This window comes from Pedobacter petrophilus (genome assembly GCF_009674725.1).
Lineage (GTDB): Bacteria > Bacteroidota > Bacteroidia > Sphingobacteriales > Sphingobacteriaceae > Pedobacter > Pedobacter petrophilus.
The window spans coordinates 13139-33769 of record NZ_WKKH01000045.1; the positions used below are offsets into that span (position 1 = coordinate 13139).

18 protein-coding genes are annotated in these 20631 nt (G+C 39.8%); 8 read left to right on the forward strand and 10 right to left on the reverse strand.

What is annotated here, in order from left to right:
* Positions 1-30 precede the first annotated feature (30 nt).
* A complete protein-coding gene (locus GJU39_RS19450; RefSeq protein WP_154282671.1) occupies positions 31-234 on the reverse strand; it encodes a DUF2683 family protein in 204 nt (67 codons plus the stop codon).
* Between the two features lie 51 nt (positions 235-285).
* Positions 286-1281 (reverse strand): fumarylacetoacetate hydrolase family protein, encoded by a 996-nt coding sequence (locus tag GJU39_RS19455; RefSeq protein ID WP_154282672.1) that lies wholly within the window; start codon positions 1279-1281, stop codon positions 286-288.
* Between the two features lie 385 nt (positions 1282-1666).
* On the opposite strand from GJU39_RS19455, the gene GJU39_RS19460 reads away from it, so the two are divergent.
* Both GJU39_RS19460 and hppD read left to right on the forward strand, forming a co-directional pair.
* Positions 1667-2824 carry a homogentisate 1,2-dioxygenase gene (locus tag GJU39_RS19460; protein WP_154282673.1) on the forward strand — a complete coding sequence of 386 codons (1158 nt, stop codon included), beginning with the start codon at positions 1667-1669 and terminating at the stop codon, positions 2822-2824.
* Positions 2825-2949: 125 nt separating this feature from the next.
* A complete protein-coding gene (hppD, locus tag GJU39_RS19465) occupies positions 2950-4080 on the forward strand; it encodes a 4-hydroxyphenylpyruvate dioxygenase (RefSeq protein WP_154282674.1) in 1131 nt (376 codons plus the stop codon).
* A gap of 330 nt (positions 4081-4410) precedes the next feature.
* Here the strand turns inward: hppD and GJU39_RS19470 are convergent, their stop codons facing one another.
* From GJU39_RS19470 to GJU39_RS19505, 8 genes are all read right to left on the reverse strand, one after another.
* Positions 4411-4929 (reverse strand): DsbA family protein, encoded by a 519-nt coding sequence (locus GJU39_RS19470; RefSeq protein WP_154282675.1) that lies wholly within the window; start codon positions 4927-4929, stop codon positions 4411-4413.
* 5 nt (positions 4930-4934) lie between these two features.
* Complete coding sequence (locus tag GJU39_RS19475; RefSeq protein ID WP_154282676.1) at positions 4935-5396, reverse strand: redoxin domain-containing protein; 462 nt, start codon at positions 5394-5396, stop codon at positions 4935-4937.
* 21 nt (positions 5397-5417) lie between these two features.
* Positions 5418-7154, reverse strand: coding sequence for a thiamine pyrophosphate-dependent enzyme (locus GJU39_RS19480; RefSeq protein WP_154282677.1), 1737 nt, complete (start codon positions 7152-7154; stop codon positions 5418-5420).
* Between the two features lie 121 nt (positions 7155-7275).
* Complete coding sequence (locus tag GJU39_RS19485; protein ID WP_154282678.1) at positions 7276-8193, reverse strand: DUF58 domain-containing protein; 918 nt, start codon at positions 8191-8193, stop codon at positions 7276-7278.
* Between the two features lie 94 nt (positions 8194-8287).
* Positions 8288-9502: a PQQ-dependent sugar dehydrogenase gene (locus GJU39_RS19490; RefSeq protein WP_154282679.1), complete on the reverse strand. Its 1215-nt coding sequence runs from the start codon at positions 9500-9502 to the stop codon at positions 8288-8290.
* 100 nt (positions 9503-9602) lie between these two features.
* Positions 9603-9923 carry a thioredoxin gene (gene trxA, locus GJU39_RS19495; RefSeq protein ID WP_010602362.1) on the reverse strand — a complete coding sequence of 107 codons (321 nt, stop codon included), beginning with the start codon at positions 9921-9923 and terminating at the stop codon, positions 9603-9605.
* 156 nt (positions 9924-10079) lie between these two features.
* A complete protein-coding gene (gene dnaE / locus GJU39_RS19500; protein WP_154282680.1) occupies positions 10080-14513 on the reverse strand; it encodes a DNA polymerase III subunit alpha in 4434 nt (1477 codons plus the stop codon).
* Between the two features lie 223 nt (positions 14514-14736).
* Positions 14737-15189, reverse strand: coding sequence for a lipocalin family protein (locus GJU39_RS19505; protein ID WP_154282681.1), 453 nt, complete (start codon positions 15187-15189; stop codon positions 14737-14739).
* Between the two features lie 211 nt (positions 15190-15400).
* Here GJU39_RS19505 and mdh point away from each other — a divergent pair, with 211 nt between their 5' ends.
* The 6 genes from mdh to GJU39_RS19535 all read left to right on the forward strand — a co-directional run bounded on the left by mdh (position 15401) and on the right by GJU39_RS19535 (position 20420).
* The gene (mdh, locus tag GJU39_RS19510; protein ID WP_154282682.1) at positions 15401-16339 is read left to right on the forward strand and encodes a malate dehydrogenase; all 939 of its coding nucleotides are present in this window, start codon (positions 15401-15403) and stop codon (positions 16337-16339) included.
* A gap of 371 nt (positions 16340-16710) precedes the next feature.
* On the forward strand, positions 16711-17136 hold the full coding sequence (locus GJU39_RS19515; RefSeq protein ID WP_154282683.1) for an aspartyl protease family protein: 426 nt from the start codon (positions 16711-16713) through the stop codon (positions 17134-17136).
* Between the two features lie 77 nt (positions 17137-17213).
* Positions 17214-17606 carry a group III truncated hemoglobin gene (locus GJU39_RS19520; protein WP_154282684.1) on the forward strand — a complete coding sequence of 131 codons (393 nt, stop codon included), beginning with the start codon at positions 17214-17216 and terminating at the stop codon, positions 17604-17606.
* 56 nt (positions 17607-17662) lie between these two features.
* Positions 17663-18199, forward strand: a complete 537-nt coding sequence (locus GJU39_RS19525; RefSeq protein ID WP_154282685.1) for an SRPBCC family protein — start codon at positions 17663-17665, stop codon at positions 18197-18199.
* A 188-nt stretch (positions 18200-18387) separates the two neighbouring features.
* A complete protein-coding gene (locus GJU39_RS19530; protein WP_154282686.1) occupies positions 18388-19065 on the forward strand; it encodes a response regulator transcription factor in 678 nt (225 codons plus the stop codon).
* Positions 19065-20420, forward strand: a complete 1356-nt coding sequence (locus tag GJU39_RS19535) for a sensor histidine kinase (RefSeq protein WP_154282687.1) — start codon at positions 19065-19067, stop codon at positions 20418-20420. The genes GJU39_RS19530 and GJU39_RS19535 overlap by 1 nt, the downstream gene beginning before the upstream one ends.
* Positions 20421-20631 lie beyond the last annotated feature (211 nt).

The window sequence follows — 20631 nt, forward strand, 5'->3', positions numbered from 1 at the left end:
ATCTATCAGCATAAAATATAGATAGCATGATTATTTTTTAATCAAATCCCTCAAATTTGTATAGGGATGGATTTTTCCTTCATTAACCTGTTGTATGGCTGACGTTAGTTCCTCCACCACATACGAAGGATATTTTTCCGTCTTCTGTTCGAAGGCAACATTCATTGATTTCATTACGGCTTTTACAGCCTCAAGCTGTTCTTTATTTTCAGGATAAACTACCAATGCTTCCATACTCAAATTTAACTTTTAAATACAACAAATACAATTGCGAAAATCAGAGGCTTACTTCTTCAACCCTAAAATCGAAAAATCGGTATCGGCTTTTGTAATATTATTGGTTAAAGCGCCTAAACCAGTAATTTCCATTTCTACCACATCACCGGGTTGTAACCATTGCGGTTTATAATTCGGATTGTTAAGTAAACCTGTTCCATTTAATTCCAGAAAACAACCTGTTCCAACTGTACCTGATCCGATCACATCGCCAGGAAGAATATCAACGCCATACGCGCAACGCTCGATAATTTCTGCAAACGTCCAGTCCATATCGGCGGCATTGCCTTTAGATACTTCAACTCCATTTACCCTGCAGGTCATTTTTAAGCTATACGCATTACCCACATGGCCATCTTTAGCGGCAACTTTATACTGTTCTAATTCATCTGGCGTGACCAACCACGGACCAATTACCGTAGAAAAATCTTTCCCTTTTGCAGGGCCTAAATTTAACAGCATTTCTTCCATTTGCAGGGTTCTGGCGCTCATATCGTTCATCACCATATAACCGGCAATATATTCATCAGCTTCTGCCGCTTTGATGTTTCTCCCCTTTTTGCCAATTACGATGGCAAGCTCAAGTTCAAAATCCAGTTTTTCGAAATGATCTGGCATACACTCAATCTCGCCGGTGCCCTGAATGGCATTATGGTTAGTGAAATAGAAAATCGGATATTCATCAAACTGCGGAATCATGTCTAATTTACGGTTGCGACGGGCCGCAGCCACATGTTGCCTGAAGGCATACCCATCCCTGCAACTGGTAGGGTTTGGTACCGGAGCCAGAATTTCATAAAAGATCTCTTCTTTGGCTTCCAGGCTTCCATTTTTAATTTGCATATCAACCTTTTTTGCGCGTTCCATCAGTACTTCTCCGCCTTGCAAAAACTCATTCATGTTATCTGGCAGCAACTTATCGCAACTATTGAGGTTATAAATATGGCCATCGATAAATAGACCTAAATGGGCAATGTCTTCGGTTTTATAGGATACGAATTTCATATGATTTGGTTAAATATGGGGTAAATATAGTAAAAAGGGATAGGGTTCAAAATCAAAGCCACTTCGGCAGGTTACAACGCAAAGAATTTAGAACCGGCATCGAATCGCACATCTTCCACACTTCAAATCTTGCCAATTAAAGTGATGAAAAATTTCTTCTTGCAGAAAAAATTCTTACTTTAGTACCATCAAAACCATGATCTTAAAAGCATTACATATCAATTTAGTGAACGACGCCATTGCTGCACGTCGCTATAAGATGCTATCTAAGTTGATCATGGCACAATATTCTTTATAGCCTTTCCCGCCTACGTATTAATTGGAACGCTTACCGTTTTAATTGTTTATTGTTTTAGATTTTATTGCTAACCTAACATCAATCTATATGCCTGTTTATCATAAATTGGGGCAGATACCCGCAAAACGCCATACTGTTTTTCGTAAACCAGATGGAAATCTTTACGCAGAGGAACTCGTATCTACTGAAGGCTTTTCCAGTCTGTATTCGCTTGTATATCACTGTTATCCACCTACAATTGTTAAACATTTGGGTGAGCCTTACAGCGTAGAGCCAAAAATTGCGCGAGAAAAGCACCTGAAACATACCAGCTTAATTGGTTTTAACATTAAACCAGAGGATGATTATTTAAAAAGCCGGAAACCAGTTTTGGTGAACAGTGATTTACATATCGTGCTGGCAGCACCTAAAAAATCAATGACCGATTATTTCTATAAAAACAGCCAGGCTGATGAAATGATCTTTGTTCATGAAGGATCTGGAAAGCTGAAAACCGGATTTGGGGATATTAAATTTTCCTATGGCGATTACCTGATTATCCCCCGGGGAACAATCTATCAGATGGAATTCGATAACGAGCAAAACAGGTTATTCATTGTTGAAAGTTTTAGTCCGCTGAGGCCGCCAAAACGATACCTCAATCAATACGGACAATTAATGGAACATTCTCCATATTGCGAGCGTGACCTAAGGCTACCAGAAAATCTGCAAACCCATGATGAGCACGGCGATTTCAAAGTGCTGATCAAAAAACAGGGATTAATCTATCCTTATACCTATGGCACCCATCCTTTTGATTATGTTGGCTGGGATGGCTATCATTACCCATACGCATTTTCGATACATGATTTTGAGCCCATTACCGGCCGCCTTCACCAACCACCACCCGTACATCAAACTTTCGAAGGCCATAATTTTGTAGTTTGCTCATTTGTTCCTCGCAAATATGACTATCATCCTGATTCCATTCCCGCCCCGTATAACCATAGCAATGTAGATAGCGATGAAGTGCTCTATTATGTGGATGGCGATTTTATGAGTCGTAAAAGTGTGGTTAAGGGACAAATCACCTTACATCCGGGTGGTATCCCGCACGGACCACACCCGGGCACGGTAGAAAAGTCGATCGGCAAAGAGAAAACAGACGAACTGGCGGTAATGATCGATCCTTTTAAACCACTTATGCTTACTGAAGACGCCATCTCAATTGAAGATGAAAATTATCACAAAAGCTGGCAGGTTTAGGTGTGACTCTTTTAGTCCGAAGTCTTAAGTCTATAGTCTATAGTCTAATTTACGCATAAACGTCGCTAACTTATTAAGTACATCAATATAAGATCTGAAAATTGATCATAGAAAATATCATAACAATGGAAACACAAACTTTCGCAGAAAAAATCTCAAAGGCACCTGATTTTCTGCCGATTAACGGAACCGATTACATAGAATTTTATGTAGGAAACGCAAAACAGGCTGCCCACTATTACAAAACAGCGTTTGGCTTTCAAAGCCTGGCCTATGCCGGACCAGAAACTGGTGTCCGCGATCGTGCATCTTATGTGTTACAGCAAGGAAAAATCAGGCTCATCTTAACAACTGTGTTAAAATCAGATCATCCAATCTCTGAACATGTAAAGAGACATGGAGACGGTGTAAAAATCCTTGCCCTGTGGGTAGATGATGCTTATAGTGCTTTTGAAGAAACCACTAAACGTGGTGCAAAACCATATCTGGAGCCAAAAACACTCCATGATGAGAGTGGCGAAGTTAGAATGAGTGGAATTTACACTTATGGCGAAACGGTGCACATGTTTATTGAGCGGAAAAACTATACCGGCGCTTTTATGCCGGGTTACCGCGTTTGGGAAAGTGATTACCAACCTGCTGATGCCGGACTTTTATACATCGATCATTGCGTTGGGAACGTAGGCTGGAACCGCATGAATGAAGCCGTGCAGTGGTATGAAGAGGTGATGGGCTTTGTTAATATTCTTTCTTTTGACGATAAACAAATCAACACCGAATACTCCGCCCTGATGAGTAAGGTAATGAGCAATGGAAATGGCTTTTCAAAATTCCCGATTAACGAACCTGCTGAAGGGAAAAAGAAATCGCAAATTGAAGAATATTTAGAGTATTACGAAGGTGAGGGCGTACAGCACATTGCCGTGGCCACAAAAGACATTGTTAAAACCGTAAAGGAATTAAAATCTCGTGGAGTAGAATTTTTAAGCGCGCCACCTGAGGCTTATTATAATATGATGCCCCAACGCGTGGGCAAAATTGATGAAGAAATTGCCTTGCTGGAAAGCCTGGGAATCCTGGTTGATTGTGATGAAGAGGGATATCTGCTTCAAATTTTCACCAAACCCATTGAAGATAGACCTACCCTTTTCTTTGAAATTATTCAACGAAAAGGCGCACAAAGTTTTGGCGCAGGTAATTTCAAGGCATTGTTTGAATCTTTAGAGCGGGAACAGGAATTAAGGGGGAATTTGTAGGTAGAAGAAGATTAAGGATAAAGGAGCAAAGATGAAAGATCAGGCGTACAGCTTCCATCCTGATTCGATGTTTTTTATTCTTTGTTCCTTATTCTTTGTTCCTTGTTCTTTGTTCTTTGTTCTTTGTTCTTTGTTCTTTGTTCCTTATTTCATGTCCTCATTCCACTTCTTCACTAAAACTTCATAAATGAAGTGCACCTTTGAATAACAAAACACCAGAAGCGATTTCCGTTTTGTTAAATTCTAAAAACTTCATAATTAGTTTTTTAGTTTTCCGGTTACCCTTATCTGATACCTCATGTATTGCAAAATACATGAGGTTTTTTGTTATTATTCAGCGCTTTCTTTTAGCATCTCGAAGAGTTCATCAGGACCACCATCAAATTTAGTTTCATTCACATAAAACGATGGTGTTCCGTTTACGCCACTTCTAACACCACTTTCAAAATCGTCTTCTACTTTTTGTTTCACGGCATCTTCTAAAATAGCCTTTTGAAACTGTTCAACGTCTAACCCAATGGTTTCTGCCAGTTCTTCAAAAAGATCGTCACTTAACCGATATTGATTCTCAAAAAGAGCATCATGCATCTCCCAGAATTTACCTTGCATTGCTGCAGCTTCTGCTGCAAGAGCGGCAGGGAAAGCGAACTCATGAGATTCCTGCAATGGAAAATGCCGAAACACAAACCTGATTTGATCACCAAAGGCTTGTTCTATTTCCTTTATAATTGGATAGGCATGGGCACAATGCGGACATTGATAATCTCCGAATTCTACAATAGTGATGGATGCAGCATCAGATCCTTCTATATGATCTGAGCTGCTTACTTCTGGTTTTAATGTACTCATAGGTTTTATTTTTTTTCTAGTTCTTCTAAGGCATTTAATATTCCATCTGCACCCGGGTTAACAGCCGTTGGCGATAAATAACTCCAGGCAATTTTCCCTTCCTGATCAATCACATAAAGTGCTCTCTTACTCTCTCCTACTTCATCATCGTAAACACCATAAGCTTTTGAAACTTCACCTTTCGGCTCAAAATCTGCCAGGAGCGGAAAATGTAATTTTCTATCCTGCTGAAAAGCATTATGGCACCAGGCGCTATCTACCGATATGCCGATCATCTGCGCATCATGTTTACTAAAATACTTCAGCATTTCATTGTATAACGCCATTTGGTCGCCACAAACCGGACTCCAATCTGCTGGATAAAATGCCAGAATAACATTTTTGCCTTTAAAATCACTTAGTTTAATTTTTTGATCTGGTGTGGCATTCAATTGAAAATCGGGTGCCGTTGTTCCTTTTTCTAACATGCTTTTTAAATTTATTTCAGGTTATAAAACTTCGCCTAAATGTTTGTAATTAGATTTTATGGTGTCAAAAACTTCAACCATTTTTCCGCCCAGCATTAATTTCGTCATGGAGAGGGTCATTCCCTTTACCTGCTCCCATTCAATTTTTGGTGGCATTGCCAGCGCATTTGGATTAGTCATAATATTTAACAACACCGGGCCACTTTCTGCAAAAGCATTTGCAATGCCTGTTTCAACATCTTCCGGATTGCTGATGGTAATGCCTTTAAAGCCCATGGCCTGTGCAACCAGTGCAAAATCAGGATTAATCATATCCGTTTCATTATCCGGCAATCCATCTACTTCCATTTCCAATTTCACCATTCCTAAGGCGCGGTTGTTAAACACGATAATTTTTATCGGTAAATTGTATTGTTTAATAGTAGCTAAATCACCAAGCAACATTGATAATCCACCATCGCCGCACAAGGCGATAATTTGTTTTCCGGGATGAGCTAATGCAGCTCCAATTGCCATTGGCATCGCATTCGCCATCGAGCCATGATTAAATGATCCGAGCATTTTCCGCTGTCCGGTTCCCTCTATAAATCTGGCACCCCAAACGCAGCACATGCCGGTATCTACAGTATAAATCGCATCCTGATCACTCAACCTATTAATGGTATCGGCAACAAATTCTGGTTGAATTTTATTTTCAGAGCCCTGATCTTTAACATAACTAAGCTGGTGTTCTTTCACCTTTCCATAAAACTCCAGTTGGGCCTTCAAAAAGCTATCCTCTGTTTTTGGAGTGATCAATGGCAGCAAAGCGGATAAAGTATCTTTTATATCGCCACAAAGACCCATGTGAAGTTTCGCCCTTCTGCCTAACCGCTCCGGACTTTCATCAATCTGGATAATTGTGTTTTTTTCGGGCATGAAGTTTTGATATGGAAAGTCCGTTCCAAGCAGTAATACCACATCAGATTCATGCATGCTATGATAGGCAGACGGTTGACCGAGTAAGCCTGTCATCCCGATTTCGTATGGATTATTGTATTGGATGCCCATTTTCCCACGGAAAGAGAAACCAACCGGTGCCTTGAGTTTCTCTGCCAAAGCCACTACTTCATCATGTGCCTCGGCAGCACCAATACCGCAATAGATTGTGATTTTTTTACCTTCGTTCAGGCACTCCGCCAATAAATTAAGGTCATTATCATTCGGCCTGATTACCGGCTTGCTTTTAAATAATTGCATGGAGGTTTCACTTTCGATAGCATCCAGCTGGGCAACATCCCCTGGTAAACCGAAAACTGCAACGCCTTTATTGTGCACCGCATGCTGAATAGCCGCCTGAAACATTCTTGGTACCTGGGCAGCAGTGGTAGCAATCTGGTTATAGGAGCTACAATCATCGAATAATTTCGTGGTATTGGTTTCCTGGAAATAATCCATTCCGAATTGCCCGGTATCAATGGTAGAAGCAATGGCAATTACCGGAACGTGAGATTTATGTGCATCATACAAACCGTTAATAAGGTGTACGTGACCTGGTCCGCAACTCCCTGCGCAACAGGCTAAGCCATCCAGCTCCGCTTCAGCAGCAGCAGCGAATGCGCCAACTTCTTCATTACGAACGTGAATCCACTTAATTTTTCCGTTTCTTCTTACTGCATCGTTAAAGTAATTCAAACTATCGCCGGTAACCGCATAAACTCTCTTTACGCCAGCTTCAACCAGCATTTCTACCAATTGCTCTGCAACATTTTTAGCCATGATCTAATTCTTAAAGTATAGGCAACTTGCCTTAGTAATTATGATTACTATTTATACTTAAAAACCAACGGGATTGTTTGCAGGGATTTACAGGGTTTTGTAATATTAACGGATAAAATGGTTATCCAAGCTTTTGCCTTTTAATCAGGTAAGCCTGAAGTACCGGATAGAAACCAGCGGCGATATCGGCATCAATTAAATCAACTTTGTACTGCGCACACTTCAAAGCAACTTGCTGCCGGTAAGTTGCAACGGCAGCTTTATAATTCTCTTTAACCTGATTGGTATGCACCTTAATGGTATCACCGGTTTCCATATCGATAAATTGATAAGGGCGATTTTCAAAATCAAAAGCCACTTCTTTAGCCTGATCAACCACATTGAAAACCACAATTTCGTGCTTATTAAATTTGAGGTGCTGTAAGGCATCAAAAAACTGATCGGTTTGTTCCGGGCTGGCTTGGGTATTAAATAAATCGCTAAAAATGACCACGAGCGACCTTTTGTGAATCAGATCTGCAACCTGATGGAGCGCCCCGCTAATATTCGTCTGTGCCTTAACTTTTGGTTTTTCCAAGAGCTCTTCCAGCTTTGCAAATAAAAATTTCTGATGAACGGTGGTTGATTTTGCGGGCGAATTCAACAAAATTTCATCGGTAAAAAGGCTTAAGCCGAAGGCATCTCGTTGCTTTTTAAGCAGGTACATTAATGATGCAGCGGCCTGAATAGAGAAAGTTAATTTATTGTTTTTTGGCTCTGGAAAATACATCGATGAAGAAACATCGATTACGAACTGACAGCGAAGGTTGGTTTCCTCCTCAAAACGTTTGCTATAAAGTTTATCAGTTTTTGCGAATAACTTCCAGTCGATATTTTTAACATTATCACCGCTATTGTACTGGCGATGTTCAGCAAACTCAACAGAAAAACCATGGAAAGGGCTTTTATGTAATCCGGTGATGAAACCTTCCACCACCTGACTCGCCAGCAATTCCAGATTCCCAAAGCTGGTTTCATTATCATACTTTACTGCCTGCATAGGGTAAAGCTAATAAAAATGACGCTTTATTTAAATAATTTAAGAACAAACCTTGCAGGTTTTAAAAACCTGCAAGGTTTAGATATTCAGGAAATTATTTCTTCGTTATCTTATAAAGTTTTCCATTATCCGTTACCGCATACAAGGCACCATCCTTTTCCACTAAATCCCGGAAACGTTCGCCCTTACCTTCTAATAATCTCTCTTCCCCTGCTATCTTATTGTCTTTGATTACTAATCTGATAATATGCGAGCCGCTCAATGCACCAACGAATAAATTGCCTTTCCATTCGGGAATTACACTGCTATTGTAAAAAGCGATTGAGCCTGGCGAAATCACCGGATTCCAGTAATAAACCGGCTGTTCCATTCCTTCCTTCTGCTGAATTCCATCGCCTACGGCTTTGCCACTATATTCGATCCCGTAAATAATTACCGGCCAACCGTAATTTTTACCAGGTTTAATGAGGTTAACCTCATCGCCACCACGCGGACCAAATTCTGCCTCCCATAAATCACCTGTTTGCGGGTTGATCGCTAAGCCATCTGGATTTCTGAATCCATAAGCGTAGATTTCTGGTTTCGCATCTGCTTTGCCTGCAAATGGTCCGTTAGGCACTGGTTTCCCCGCTTTTGTAATGTGAACGATTTTCCCTAAAGATGAGTTTAAAGCCTGTGCCTGGATTCTCACCTCTTTATCAGACCTTTCTCCTACACTTACAAAAAGGTCCCCCTCTTTATCAAAAACGATTCTCGAGCCATATTGCAACTTACCGGTATGTGCTGGTGTAGCGCGGTAGATAATGGTTTGATTTTCAATTTTGGTTTCGCCGGCGGATAATTTTCCTTTGGCAATGGCTAACAAAACTCCCTTAGCCTGAGGTTCTGAATAGGCCCAGTAAATCATCCTGTTCTTTGCGAAATCGGGATCCAGCGTTACATCCAATAAACCACCTTGTCCGGAAGCATCAACCTTTGGTAAGCCTTCAATTTTCTTTAAGAGCTTTCCATCCGCACCTAAAATAACCATCGATCCTTGTTTCTGGGTAATTAGAAATCCACCATTTGGTAATACGGCAATTCCCCAGGGGTTTTCCAATTTTTCATTGAGGATCGAAACCGCTAAAGGTGTTTCTGTTTTTACCCCGGCAATTCTAGTCTGCCCTGCAAAGGCTGGCTTATAGTCTGCTGTAGGTTTTTCGGTTTCTACAGGATTCTGAGCGGAAACGCAGGCAATGTTTACGCAGTTTAGCGCGAAACCTGCGATAATAATTCCTAGTGTTTTGTTGTTGAATGGATTGATAGGCATGATTCAATATTTTTATTAAATAAACAAAAAAATAATGCAATAAAAAACCCGAACTCTGTAACGAATTCGGGTAGTATATTCAGATTAACTTAACTTGTAATTAAGCTAATTGTTTGTTCAATTTATCAGCCAATACTGATTTTGGAACTGCACCAACTTGTTTATCTACAACCTGACCGTCTTTAAAGTATAATAAGGCCGGGATGTTACGGATACCAAATTGCATTGAAATTTGAGGATTGTTATCAACGTTTACCTTTCCAACTACTGCTTTGCCATCATATTCTTTAGCGATCTCTTCTACTACAGGACCAACCATGCGACAAGGGCCACACCATTCTGCCCAAAAATCTACTAATACGGGTTTATCTGATTTTAATACAAGCTCCTCAAAGTTTGCATCTGTGATTTCTAATGCCATAATTATTTTTTTTATGTTCAAATATATGTATTCAATTGCAATGCCAACTACAACGCAATGTCAATTTGACATTATTTTGAGGTAGCAGGTTCAAAGGTGGAATGGATATGATTTTGGGCGTTTGAACCTTTCGCCTTAAATCTTTCACCATCTACCCTAGTTCAACTTGTAGTTAACAACATTAAGACCCAGTAATTGTTCTAGAAACTTATTGTTGGGATTGATTTTTAAATTCTTCGATGACAAATCTAACATAATCTGCTTTTCGCTATCAAAAACTGCAAAGTTAAGCTGGCAGTTTTGCTGATCAGAATTTGCCTTATTGTCTGCTAAAATCAACTCAATTTCTCTCATTAGCTCATCATTAACCCGCTCAATCGGAACCTGAATGGTTAAGCTTTTGGTGAGTTTATCCCTCAACTCAGACATTAAGTTAATCGCCGTAATTTTGAATTCCCAATCTCCGGCCTTTCCAAATCTTTCCCCAACCCTACCTCTGATCTGCAAGAAATATCCTTCAGTTAAGAAGGATTTAAATTTAAGGAAATCTTCCCCGAAAAGTGCCATTTCACAGGCATCCTCATAATCTTCAAATACAAACGTACCAAATGGTTTACCTGTTTTTGTGATTCGCTGTGAGGCGGCAACAACCAGGCCACCAACACAAAGTTCACGGTTTTGCAGTTTGGTAAATTCAGCTAAAATATCTTCATTGGTATCGCCCATCCGCACTTTATTAATGATACTCAACTGCCTTACGCCATGTGTACAGAATTTATCAAGCTCCAATTTGTAGTTATCCAGCGGATGACCCGAAAGGAAGATTCCAATTGCATCTTTTTCATATTTCAAACGATCCATTAACGCCCATTCAGGTGAAACCGGTAAAGAGGGTTCTAAAATTAAATCGGCTTTCGAACCACCAAATAAAGATGCCTGCGATGTATTTTCGTTGTTCTGGAAATCGTTGGCAAACTTGATGATTTTTTCAATTCCGTTCATTTTATCGTTTGGTCCGATGTAAAAATATTGCGCCCTGTGGCCTGCAAAGGCGTCAAAAGCACCGCTGTATACAAAACTTTCGTAAGCTTTTTTGTTTACAATCCGGGTATTGGAACGTTTAGCAAAATCATAAACCGAAGCATATGGCCCATTTAAAGCCCGTTCTTCGATGATGCTTTCTACCGCTTTTTCTCCTACACCTTTCACTGCAGACATTCCGAAGCGGACCTCGCCTTTGGCGTTTACAGAGAACTTAAGGTCAGATTCGTTAACATCAGGACCCAAAACCACCACGCCCATTTGCCTGCATTCTTCCATAAAAAACGCCACTTGTTTAATATCGCTCATGTTATTGGAAAGTACCGCAGCCATATATTCTGCCGGATAATGGGCTTTTAAATAAGCGGTTTGATAAGCAATCCAGGCGTAACAGGTGGAGTGAGATTTGTTGAACGCATAAGAAGCAAACGCTTCCCAATCTTTCCAGATTTTTTCTAAAGTTGTGGCATTATGACCTTTTTCGGCCGCTTGCTTCACAAATTTAGGTTTCATTTTATCCAGAACATCTTTCTGTTTTTTACCCATTGCCTTCCGCAAAACATCGGCCTCACCTTTGGTAAAACCGGCCAGCTTTTGCGATAAAAGCATCACCTGCTCCTGGTAAACTGTAATTCCGTAAGTTTCTTTTAAGTATTCCTCACAGGCATCTAAATCATACTGAATTTCTTCTTCCCCATTTTTACGGCGAACAAAACTTGGAATATACTCCATTGGTCCCGGGCGATATAATGCGTTCATGGCAATTAAATCGTCGAAAACCGTTGGCTTCAACTCCTTCATGTATTTCTGCATCCCAGGACTTTCATACTGGAAGATTCCGATGGTTTCACCACGCTGGAAGAGCTCGTAAGTCATCACATCATCAATTGGGAAATTATCCGGATTGAGATCAATGCCATGCCTTTTCTTCACCAGTTTAACAGTGTCTTTAATCAGGGTTAAGGTTTTTAACCCCAGGAAGTCCATTTTTAATAAACCGGCGCTTTCCACCACCGAGTTATCAAACTGGGTAACATATAAATCAGAATCTTTGGCGGTGGCAACCGGAACGAAATTGGTAATATCGCTCGGCGTGATGATCACCCCGCATGCGTGAATCCCTGTATTTCTTAACGAGCCTTCTAAAACCTGCGCCTGTTGGATGGTTTCGGCACTTAAATCTTTCAGCAGCCCCATGGCTTTTAACTCCTGAACACGTTCGTATTCATCAGGTCTTAAAGCATCTTTCAAACTCTTTTCATCGAGGGTGAAAATTTTTGCCAGCTTCATGTTTGGAATCAGCTTCGCGATTTTATCCGCTTCAAATAAAGGTAAATCCAGCACACGGGCGGTATCACGAATGGATGACTTAGCCGCCATTGTACCATAAGTGATGATCTGCGCCACCTGACTGGAGCCGTATTTATTGATAACATATTCCATTACGCGTCCACGGCCCTCATCATCGAAATCGATATCAATATCGGGCATGGAAACACGATCCGGATTCAGGAAACGCTCAAATAGCAAATCGTATTTAATCGGATCGATGTTGGTAATCCACAAACAATAAGCCACTACAGAACCCGCCGCCGAACCACGACCCGGCCCAACAGATACATCTCTTCTCCGGGCTTCGGCAATAAAATCCTGCACAATCAGGAAATAACCCGGATAACCGGTTTTTTCGATCGTGGCCAATTCAAAATCCAGACGCTCAATAATCGCTGGAGTAAGTTCCCCGTACCTGATTTTTGCGCCTTCGTAAGTTAAGTGCCTTAAATATTTATTTTCACCTCGTTTTCCTCCATCAACTTCATCTTCCTCAACCAGAAATTGTTCCGGAATATCGAATTTTGGTAAGAGTACTTCGCGGGCAAGTTTGTAGATTTCTACTTTATCTACAATCTCGTGTATGTTCAAAATCGCCTCGGGCAGATCGGCAAAAAGGGCCTTCATCTCCTCGCCCGACTTGAAATAATACTCCTGATTTGGTAAGCCATAACGGTAACCACGACCGCGGCCGATCGGTGTGGCCTGCTTTTCGCCATCTTTTACACAAAGTAAAATATCATGCGCATTGGCGTCTTTTTTATTAATGTAATAGGTATTGTTCGTTGCAACTAATTTAACCTCATGCTTTTTGGCTAAAGAGATCAAAGAGGTATTTACGCGATCTTCATCTTCCTGATTGTGGCGCATTACTTCCACATAAAAATCATCGCCAAACTGTTCCTTCCACCAGATCAAAGCTTCCTCTGCCTGGTTTTCGCCCATATTTAAGATTTTGTTGGAAATCTCACCGGAAAGGTTTCCTGAAAGTACGATAATATCATTTTTATACTGTTCAATTACCTGCCTGTCAATTCGAGGAACATAATAGAAACCTTTAGTATAAGCAATGGACGACATTTTCGCCAGGTTATGATAGCCGGCTTTGTTCTTTGCCAACAATACCATTTGGTAGCCATTATCTTTTGCAGTTCTATCCAGGTGATTATTACAAACAAAAAACTCTACCCCGATTATTGGTGTCATCACCATTTCGGTAGGTCTTTCGCCTGCCTCAATTGATGCTTCGTTTTTGGCCTCTGCTGCTTTATTGTGATTTAAAACCTGGTTTACAAAATGAAATGCACCCATCATATTGGCATGATCGGTCATCGCTACGGCAGGCATTTTCATGGCTGCTGCCGCTTTAATCAACGCCGGAATACTGATGGTGCTCTGTAAAACTGAAAACTGGGTATGGTTATGCAGGTGTACGAACGTTGCAGAAGCCAGTTCCTCTTTGTTTCTTGCAATTTCCTGTTTAGAAACACCGCCACCTTCCGCTTTTTGCAGTCGCTTGCGAATCTCATCAGAGGCTGATTTCAGATTGACATGCCGGATGCCAAAATCCGGAATCGATGCCGGGTTTATTTCCCTGAAACGTGGGAAATATTCTGCATCAACCAGTAATTCTTCTTTTTTGAAAACTTCTTTTTTAATCAGTTCTAAAAAACAACGGGTAGTGGCTTCCACATCGGCCGTGGCATTGTGCGCCTCATTAAAAGGCACCCCGAATAAATACGAGTGCAACTCTGTTAAGGTTGGCAGTTTAAACTTTCCGCCCCTACCGCCCGGCAATTGCAAAAGTTGCGCGGTAACTTCTGTACAGGTATCCAATACCGGCATTTCTGCCATGCGGTTTTCTAAGCCAAAACGGTGAAACTCACAACCCATAATGTTTACGTCGAAGCCAACATTCTGCCCAACAATAAACTTAGATTTTGCAAGAACGGCATTAAATTTTTCCAGCACTTCGGCTAAAGTGACGCCTTGTTCATCAGCCAGTTCAGTTGAAATTCCGTGAATGCGTTCAGCATCGTAAGGGATGTTAAAACCTTCTGGTTTAACCAGATAATCCTGATGCTCAACCATCCGTCCCATCTCATCGTGTAGTTGCCAGGCAATTTGAATACAACGTGGCCAGTTATCCGTATCGGTAATTGGTGCGTTGTAATTACGAGGCAAACCCGTGGTTTCTGTATCAAAAATTAAGTACATATTGTAATCTAAAGAAATTAACCGTTTAGGAATGATAACGGTTCTTCAAAAATAAGGAATTTGAGATGGGAAGTTGTCAGGTTTTTATCAACAAAATGAAGGATTGAAGGAGTGGATTTTAAAGGAGTAAATGAATATATTTTAATTTTCTACTTGTTATATTGAAGTGCTTAAAACAAACCCCGCAAGTTTTTAAAACCTGCGAGGTTTAATAAATTCATCCTTAAAAATGCTCCTGGCTTACTAATTCGCTTACATCATATCCCATTACCCGGCAGTTTTCAATAATATCCACTAATACATCAGCTTCCATTTTTGGTTCCCTTGCCATAATAGAAAGGTATTTCTCATCAGGATGCCCCACTACCACGTAACTATAATCATCTGCGATTTCGATAATCCAATAGCCAATTTTAAAGGGCCATAAAAACTGCGCCTTCATGTCGCCATCAGCTTTATCATGATCGAAAAAAAGTTTGGAGGTAACGGTTTTCTCCTCTGGCTTCCCCTCTTTGTGGTAAGTTGTCAATACGTCGAAGTGGTCATCGCCTTTAAGCGTATAAGTTTCTGTAGTCTGTTTCCAGTTTTTATCCAATAAGGTTGGAATCGAGTAAAGAGTATACCATTTACCTTCAAAGGCTTTGTAATCGATATTGGCGATGGGCTTGTTTTCCATATTTTTAGTTGTTAGATGTTGATTTAAGCTTTTAGCTTTAAACTTTCCAGTTTAGCCTTTCCACTTTCCGCTCTCGTCTTTTAGCTTTAGTCTTTTTTCCTTCCTCATTAACGTCGCCAGAATTATAAAGTTTTTAAAAGGATTTTTTAACCTTATATTTATTTCTACCTTCGATTAAAGTTTACAAAGCAAACCAATAAAATATAGATATATGAAAGTAACGGTTGTAGGTGCAGGCGCTGTTGGGGCTACCTGTGCAGATAATATTGCCCGAAAGGAATTAGCAAACGAACTCGTTTTACTTGATATCAAAGAAGGTTTTGCCGAAGGTAAAGCAATTGATATGATGCAGACAGCTACGCTGCTGGGTTTCGACACTAAGATTAGTGGTGTTACAAACGATTATAGCAAAACAGCAGGTTCTGATGTGGTTGTAATCACATCGGGTTTGCCGCGTAAGCCAGGCATGACGCGTGAAGACTTAATCGGCATCAACGCCGGCATAGTTAAAGGTGTAGCAGAAAATATTTTAAAATTCTCTCCGGAAGCCATTATCATCGTAATTAGTAACCCGATGGACACCATGACTTATCTGGCATTGAAATCGTTGGGCTTACCCAAAAACCGCATCATCGGAATGGGCGGCACTTTGGACAGTTCTCGCTTTAAATTCTATTTATCTCAGGCTTTAGATTGTAACCCAAATGATTTACAGGGGTTTGTAATTGGCGGTCATGGAGACACCACGATGATTCCACTCACCCGCTTAGCCACTTACCAAAGTTTACCGGTAAGTAACTTGCTGGATGAAGCTACGCTGGAAAAAGTGGCGGCGGATACCATGATTGGTGGCGCAACCTTAACAGGCTTAATTGGAACTTCTGCCTGGTATGCGCCTGGCGCAGCTGGTGCGGCTTTAGTAGAGGCCATTGTTCGCGATGAAAAAAAGCTATTTACCTGCAGCGTTTCGTTGGAAGGCGAATACGGTCAGCAAGACATTTGCTTAGGCGTACCGGTAATTATTGGCCGTGGCGGATGGGAAAAAATTATTGATTTCAAATTAACCGACGAGGAACAAACCGCATTTAATAAAAGTGCCGATGCGGTTAGAAATATGAACAGCGTGCTGGCAGAAATGAAATTAGTGTAGTCTTATCATTAATAAACTTAGAAACCTAAGAATAAATAGGTAGTTAAAACTTAGTTGTCTTAGATGGTAAAACATATAAAATAAACCACTTAGTAACCTAAGAATAAATAGGTGATTAAAACTTAGCTGCCTTAGATGGTAAAATAATAAGTCAACCATCTTAGAAACCTAAGAATAAATAGGTAATTAAAACTTAGTTGCCTTAGGTCGTAAAATAATAAGTCAACCAACTTAGAAACCTAAGAATAAATAGGTGATTAAAACTCAGTTGCCTTAGATGGTAAAATATAAGGCAACCAACTTAGAAACCTAAAAATAGTATTTAAAATAACTTCAGACTAACTTTAGTGTCTTAGGTAGTAAAAACATACATGAAATCTGTCCCTATCCCATTAAAATTAATAAATTTACAAGACGACGGTTTCCACCTTTTGGTGGAAATTGTTGTTTTCAACGAAACGCATTTTGCCGTATTGGATACCGGTGCCTCCCGAAGTGTATTTGATAAAGCGATTATAGAAAAACACCTTTCCGAAACCCTTCAGGTATCAGAAGAAATTAATGCAGCTACGCTTTTTACCACTACTACAACCATTCAGGCCACTATTCCAGAGGTTAGAATTGGCAGGCTTAAATTGAAAAATTACGAAACGGTCGCATTTGATCTGCAATCAGTTAGTGAAACTTACCAGCAATTTGGTCACCCACCTATTATTGGAATCATTGGGGGTGATATTTTAATGCAGTATAAAGCAGTAATCAATTACGATAAACTCCTGATGAGATTATATAAGTAACAAGTAATTCATTTTATAACCTGGATCATTTTTCTTCAATCAATTTCATTGATATTTGTGCTTAGAAGATTTGCATCATGAAAGATATCGAGAATAGAACTGACATCATCAGCTTAGTGGATCACTTTTATAGTAAAGTGCAGGATGACCAGACCATAGGCCCGATTTTTACTCAGGTAGCGAACGTAGATTGGTCTCACCATTTACCTAAAATGTACGATTTCTGGGAAAGTATTCTTTTCGCAAAAGCAATTTACAAAGGCAATCCGATGCTCACACATTTTTCCCTCAATGAAAAAGCATCCTTAAAAGAGGAAGAATTTACGGCCTGGAAAACAATTTTTTTCAACACAGTTGACGAGCTTTTTGTCGGGGAAAATGCAGAAACCATCAAGCAAAAGGCACAGTCTATTGCCGATTTAATGCATTTCAAAATCAATTCGCCAAAGCAGAAGATTAACATCGTTTAAAACGCTTTTGATTTTGCAGGTTTTATATTAAATTTATTTAACCAAATAAACTTAATATGAAATTCTTAAAAACGCTTACCGTCATTATTGTTATACTGGCGATTATATTTGTAGTTGGTTCGTTCTTTCTGCCAAAAAGCTACACTGTAAACCGCACCACTTTGATTAACGCACCAGACACTATTATCTATCAGAACATCGCCAATTTCAATGCATTCTATCAATGGAATCCCTGGGCTAAAATGGAGCCCTCTGCAAAAGTGAAATTTTCCGGAACGCCTATGTCGCCTAATCACTTATACGAATGGAAAGGAAAAGAAACCGGCTCAGGTTACATGAAAATTCTAACGCTTACACCCAACAGACAGGTTAATATGGAACTAAAGTTTATTGAACCTTTTGAGAGTGTTGCCGACACCAGGTTTGATATTGCTCCGGAGGGAAATGGCAATAAAGTAACCTGGACCATGAGCGGAAAATACAACATGTTCACCAAATGGATGTGTGTTTTCAAGAGTATGGATAGCATGGTTGGAAAAGATTTCGAAAGCGGATTAAAATCTTTGAAAGACAAATCGGAAAAAGGGATTTAATAATTGATCCTTCATTTTTAATCCAGCTTTAATACTTTAAATAAAACAAATAGATTCAAGCACTTTTCATTAATGTTATGGAGAAAAAGGCAAATAATTACACCTTATTTTGCTGAAAACGGTTATATTGGAAAATTACGGAAGTTAAACTTTATAAATCTGCAATTTTTACAATTATTTTGCCTTAAATGAATTTATTAGTAGTAGAAGACGAGCCAAATGTGGTTTCAGTAATTTCGAGGGGTTTAACAAACGAAGGTTTTGCGGTTAGTATTGCGCCAGATGGCCTGATTGGCAAACAAATGGCCATCGAAAATAATTTCGATTTAATTATTTTAGACATTATGCTTCCTGGCATCAATGGTTTGGAACTTTGTAAAATTATCAAAGAACTTAAACCAGGTACGCCCATAATTATGCTTACTGCTTTGGGCACTACCGAAAATGTAGTGAACGGCTTAGATAATGGTGCCGACGATTACCTGATTAAACCTTTTAAATTTGCCGAACTTTTTGCCAGAATCAGAATGCTTTTAAGGCGCTATCATGGCACGGTTAATCTTGATCAAATCATCAGCATCGCCGACTTACAGATAAACTTAAGTGCGAAAACAGTTAACCGAAACCAAACCGAAGTAGTACTTACTGCAACCGAATACCGTTTGCTGGAATATATGGCCAAAAATAAAGGAAAAATCTTATCCAGAATTGATATCCTGGAAAACGTTTGGGACATTGATTTTAACCTCGGCACCAACGTGGTAGATGTTTACGTAAATTACCTCCGGAAGAAAATAGATAAAAATGCTGAACAGAAACTGATCCATACGGCTGTAGGTTTGGGTTATGTGTTAAAGGAAAAATAATGCAAATCGCCAAGAAAATCACTTTACTTTTCGCCATTCTCTCGGCAGTAATTATCTCACTGTTAAGTGGTTTTGTTTGGTATTTCTCTAATGAGTTTGCTTTTGAAGATTTTTATAAACGCCTGGAAGCCCGGGTAAACATTGCGGCACAAATCAAATTATACGAAGACGATAATAATAGTATTTACGCAAAAATGCGTAATCAATACCTCGAAAGACTTCCCTCAGAGCGGGAATTTATCATCGATCCAAAGAAAACAACCTCTCAGGTTGATCGCGAATTACCTAAAAGCTTTTATAAAAAAATCAGTTCAGGCGCTATGGCCCGCTATCGGGTCGATAATCATTTTTATGCCGGGAAATATTTTAAAACATCCAAAGGTGGCTACATTGTAATCATTTCAGCGAACGATCCTTTTGGCTTCCGGGAGCTGAAAGATCTGCAAAAAATTCTGATTATTGGATTTTTCCTTTCCATTATCTTATCCTTTGTTGTGGGATGGAAATTTTCTGATTACATGCTCATACCGCTCAGAAACATCATTAAAAGTGTAAAGAAAATAAAAGCAGAAAATTTACACATGCGCCTGGATGTTAAAAAAGGAAGTGATGAAATGTCTCAACTGGCTCAAACCTTTAACAACATGTTAAACCGTTTGGAAACTGCGTTTGAGACCCAAAATAATTTCATCAGCAATGCTTCACACGAACTGAGAACACCTTTAACCGTAATTAGCGGAGAAGTGGAGCTGGCCATGAAACCGGGTCAGGACCTGGCTCAACAACAGCAGGCACTGGCAAAAATTAAAAACGAAGCCGAACGGCTGGAACATATCCTCACCAGTTTACTTGGCTTGGCGCAATCGGGCTTTAATGGAAAAAATCAGCCCTGGGAAGAAGTGCGGATGGACGAACTGCTCTGGGAAATAAAAGATTCAGTCAATCAGGTTTATCCCAATAGCATTATTCAAATCGACTTTAGTAAATTACCGGAAGAGGAATCGCTGTTAACCCTGAAGGTAAACAAAAACCTCGTCAAACTTGCTATATCCAATGTGGTAAGCAATGCCTGTAAATATTCTAATGAGAAGCTGGTGAGTATAGGAATAGAAAGTAACGGGCAAACCTTATCAATCGCCGTAACGGACAGGGGTATTGGTATTCCGCAGACCGATATTCAGCACATTTTTGAACCGTTTTATCGTGCATCAAACACAAATGCCTATAAAGGTTACGGTGTAGGCTTACCCCTATCGCTAAATATTGTCAGGCTACACAGAGGAAGCATCGCAATTAAATCTCAGGAAGGGGTTGGAACGGAAATTAAAATAATACTGCCTTTATTTAGTATGTAGCGCTATAAGTTGTATTCTTTCGCTAATATTTGCCTCTTTCTATAATTCTAATCTCATTCTAATCTAGTTCTTATCCGGCTGTAATCTTATCGGCTTAAACTTGTATTAATTATTCATTTAAACAAGTAAGCAATGAAAACAGTATTAGTACCAACCGACTTCAACTTAGAGAGTACAAAGATTATTGATGCGCTTGTTCAAGCTCAGCCTC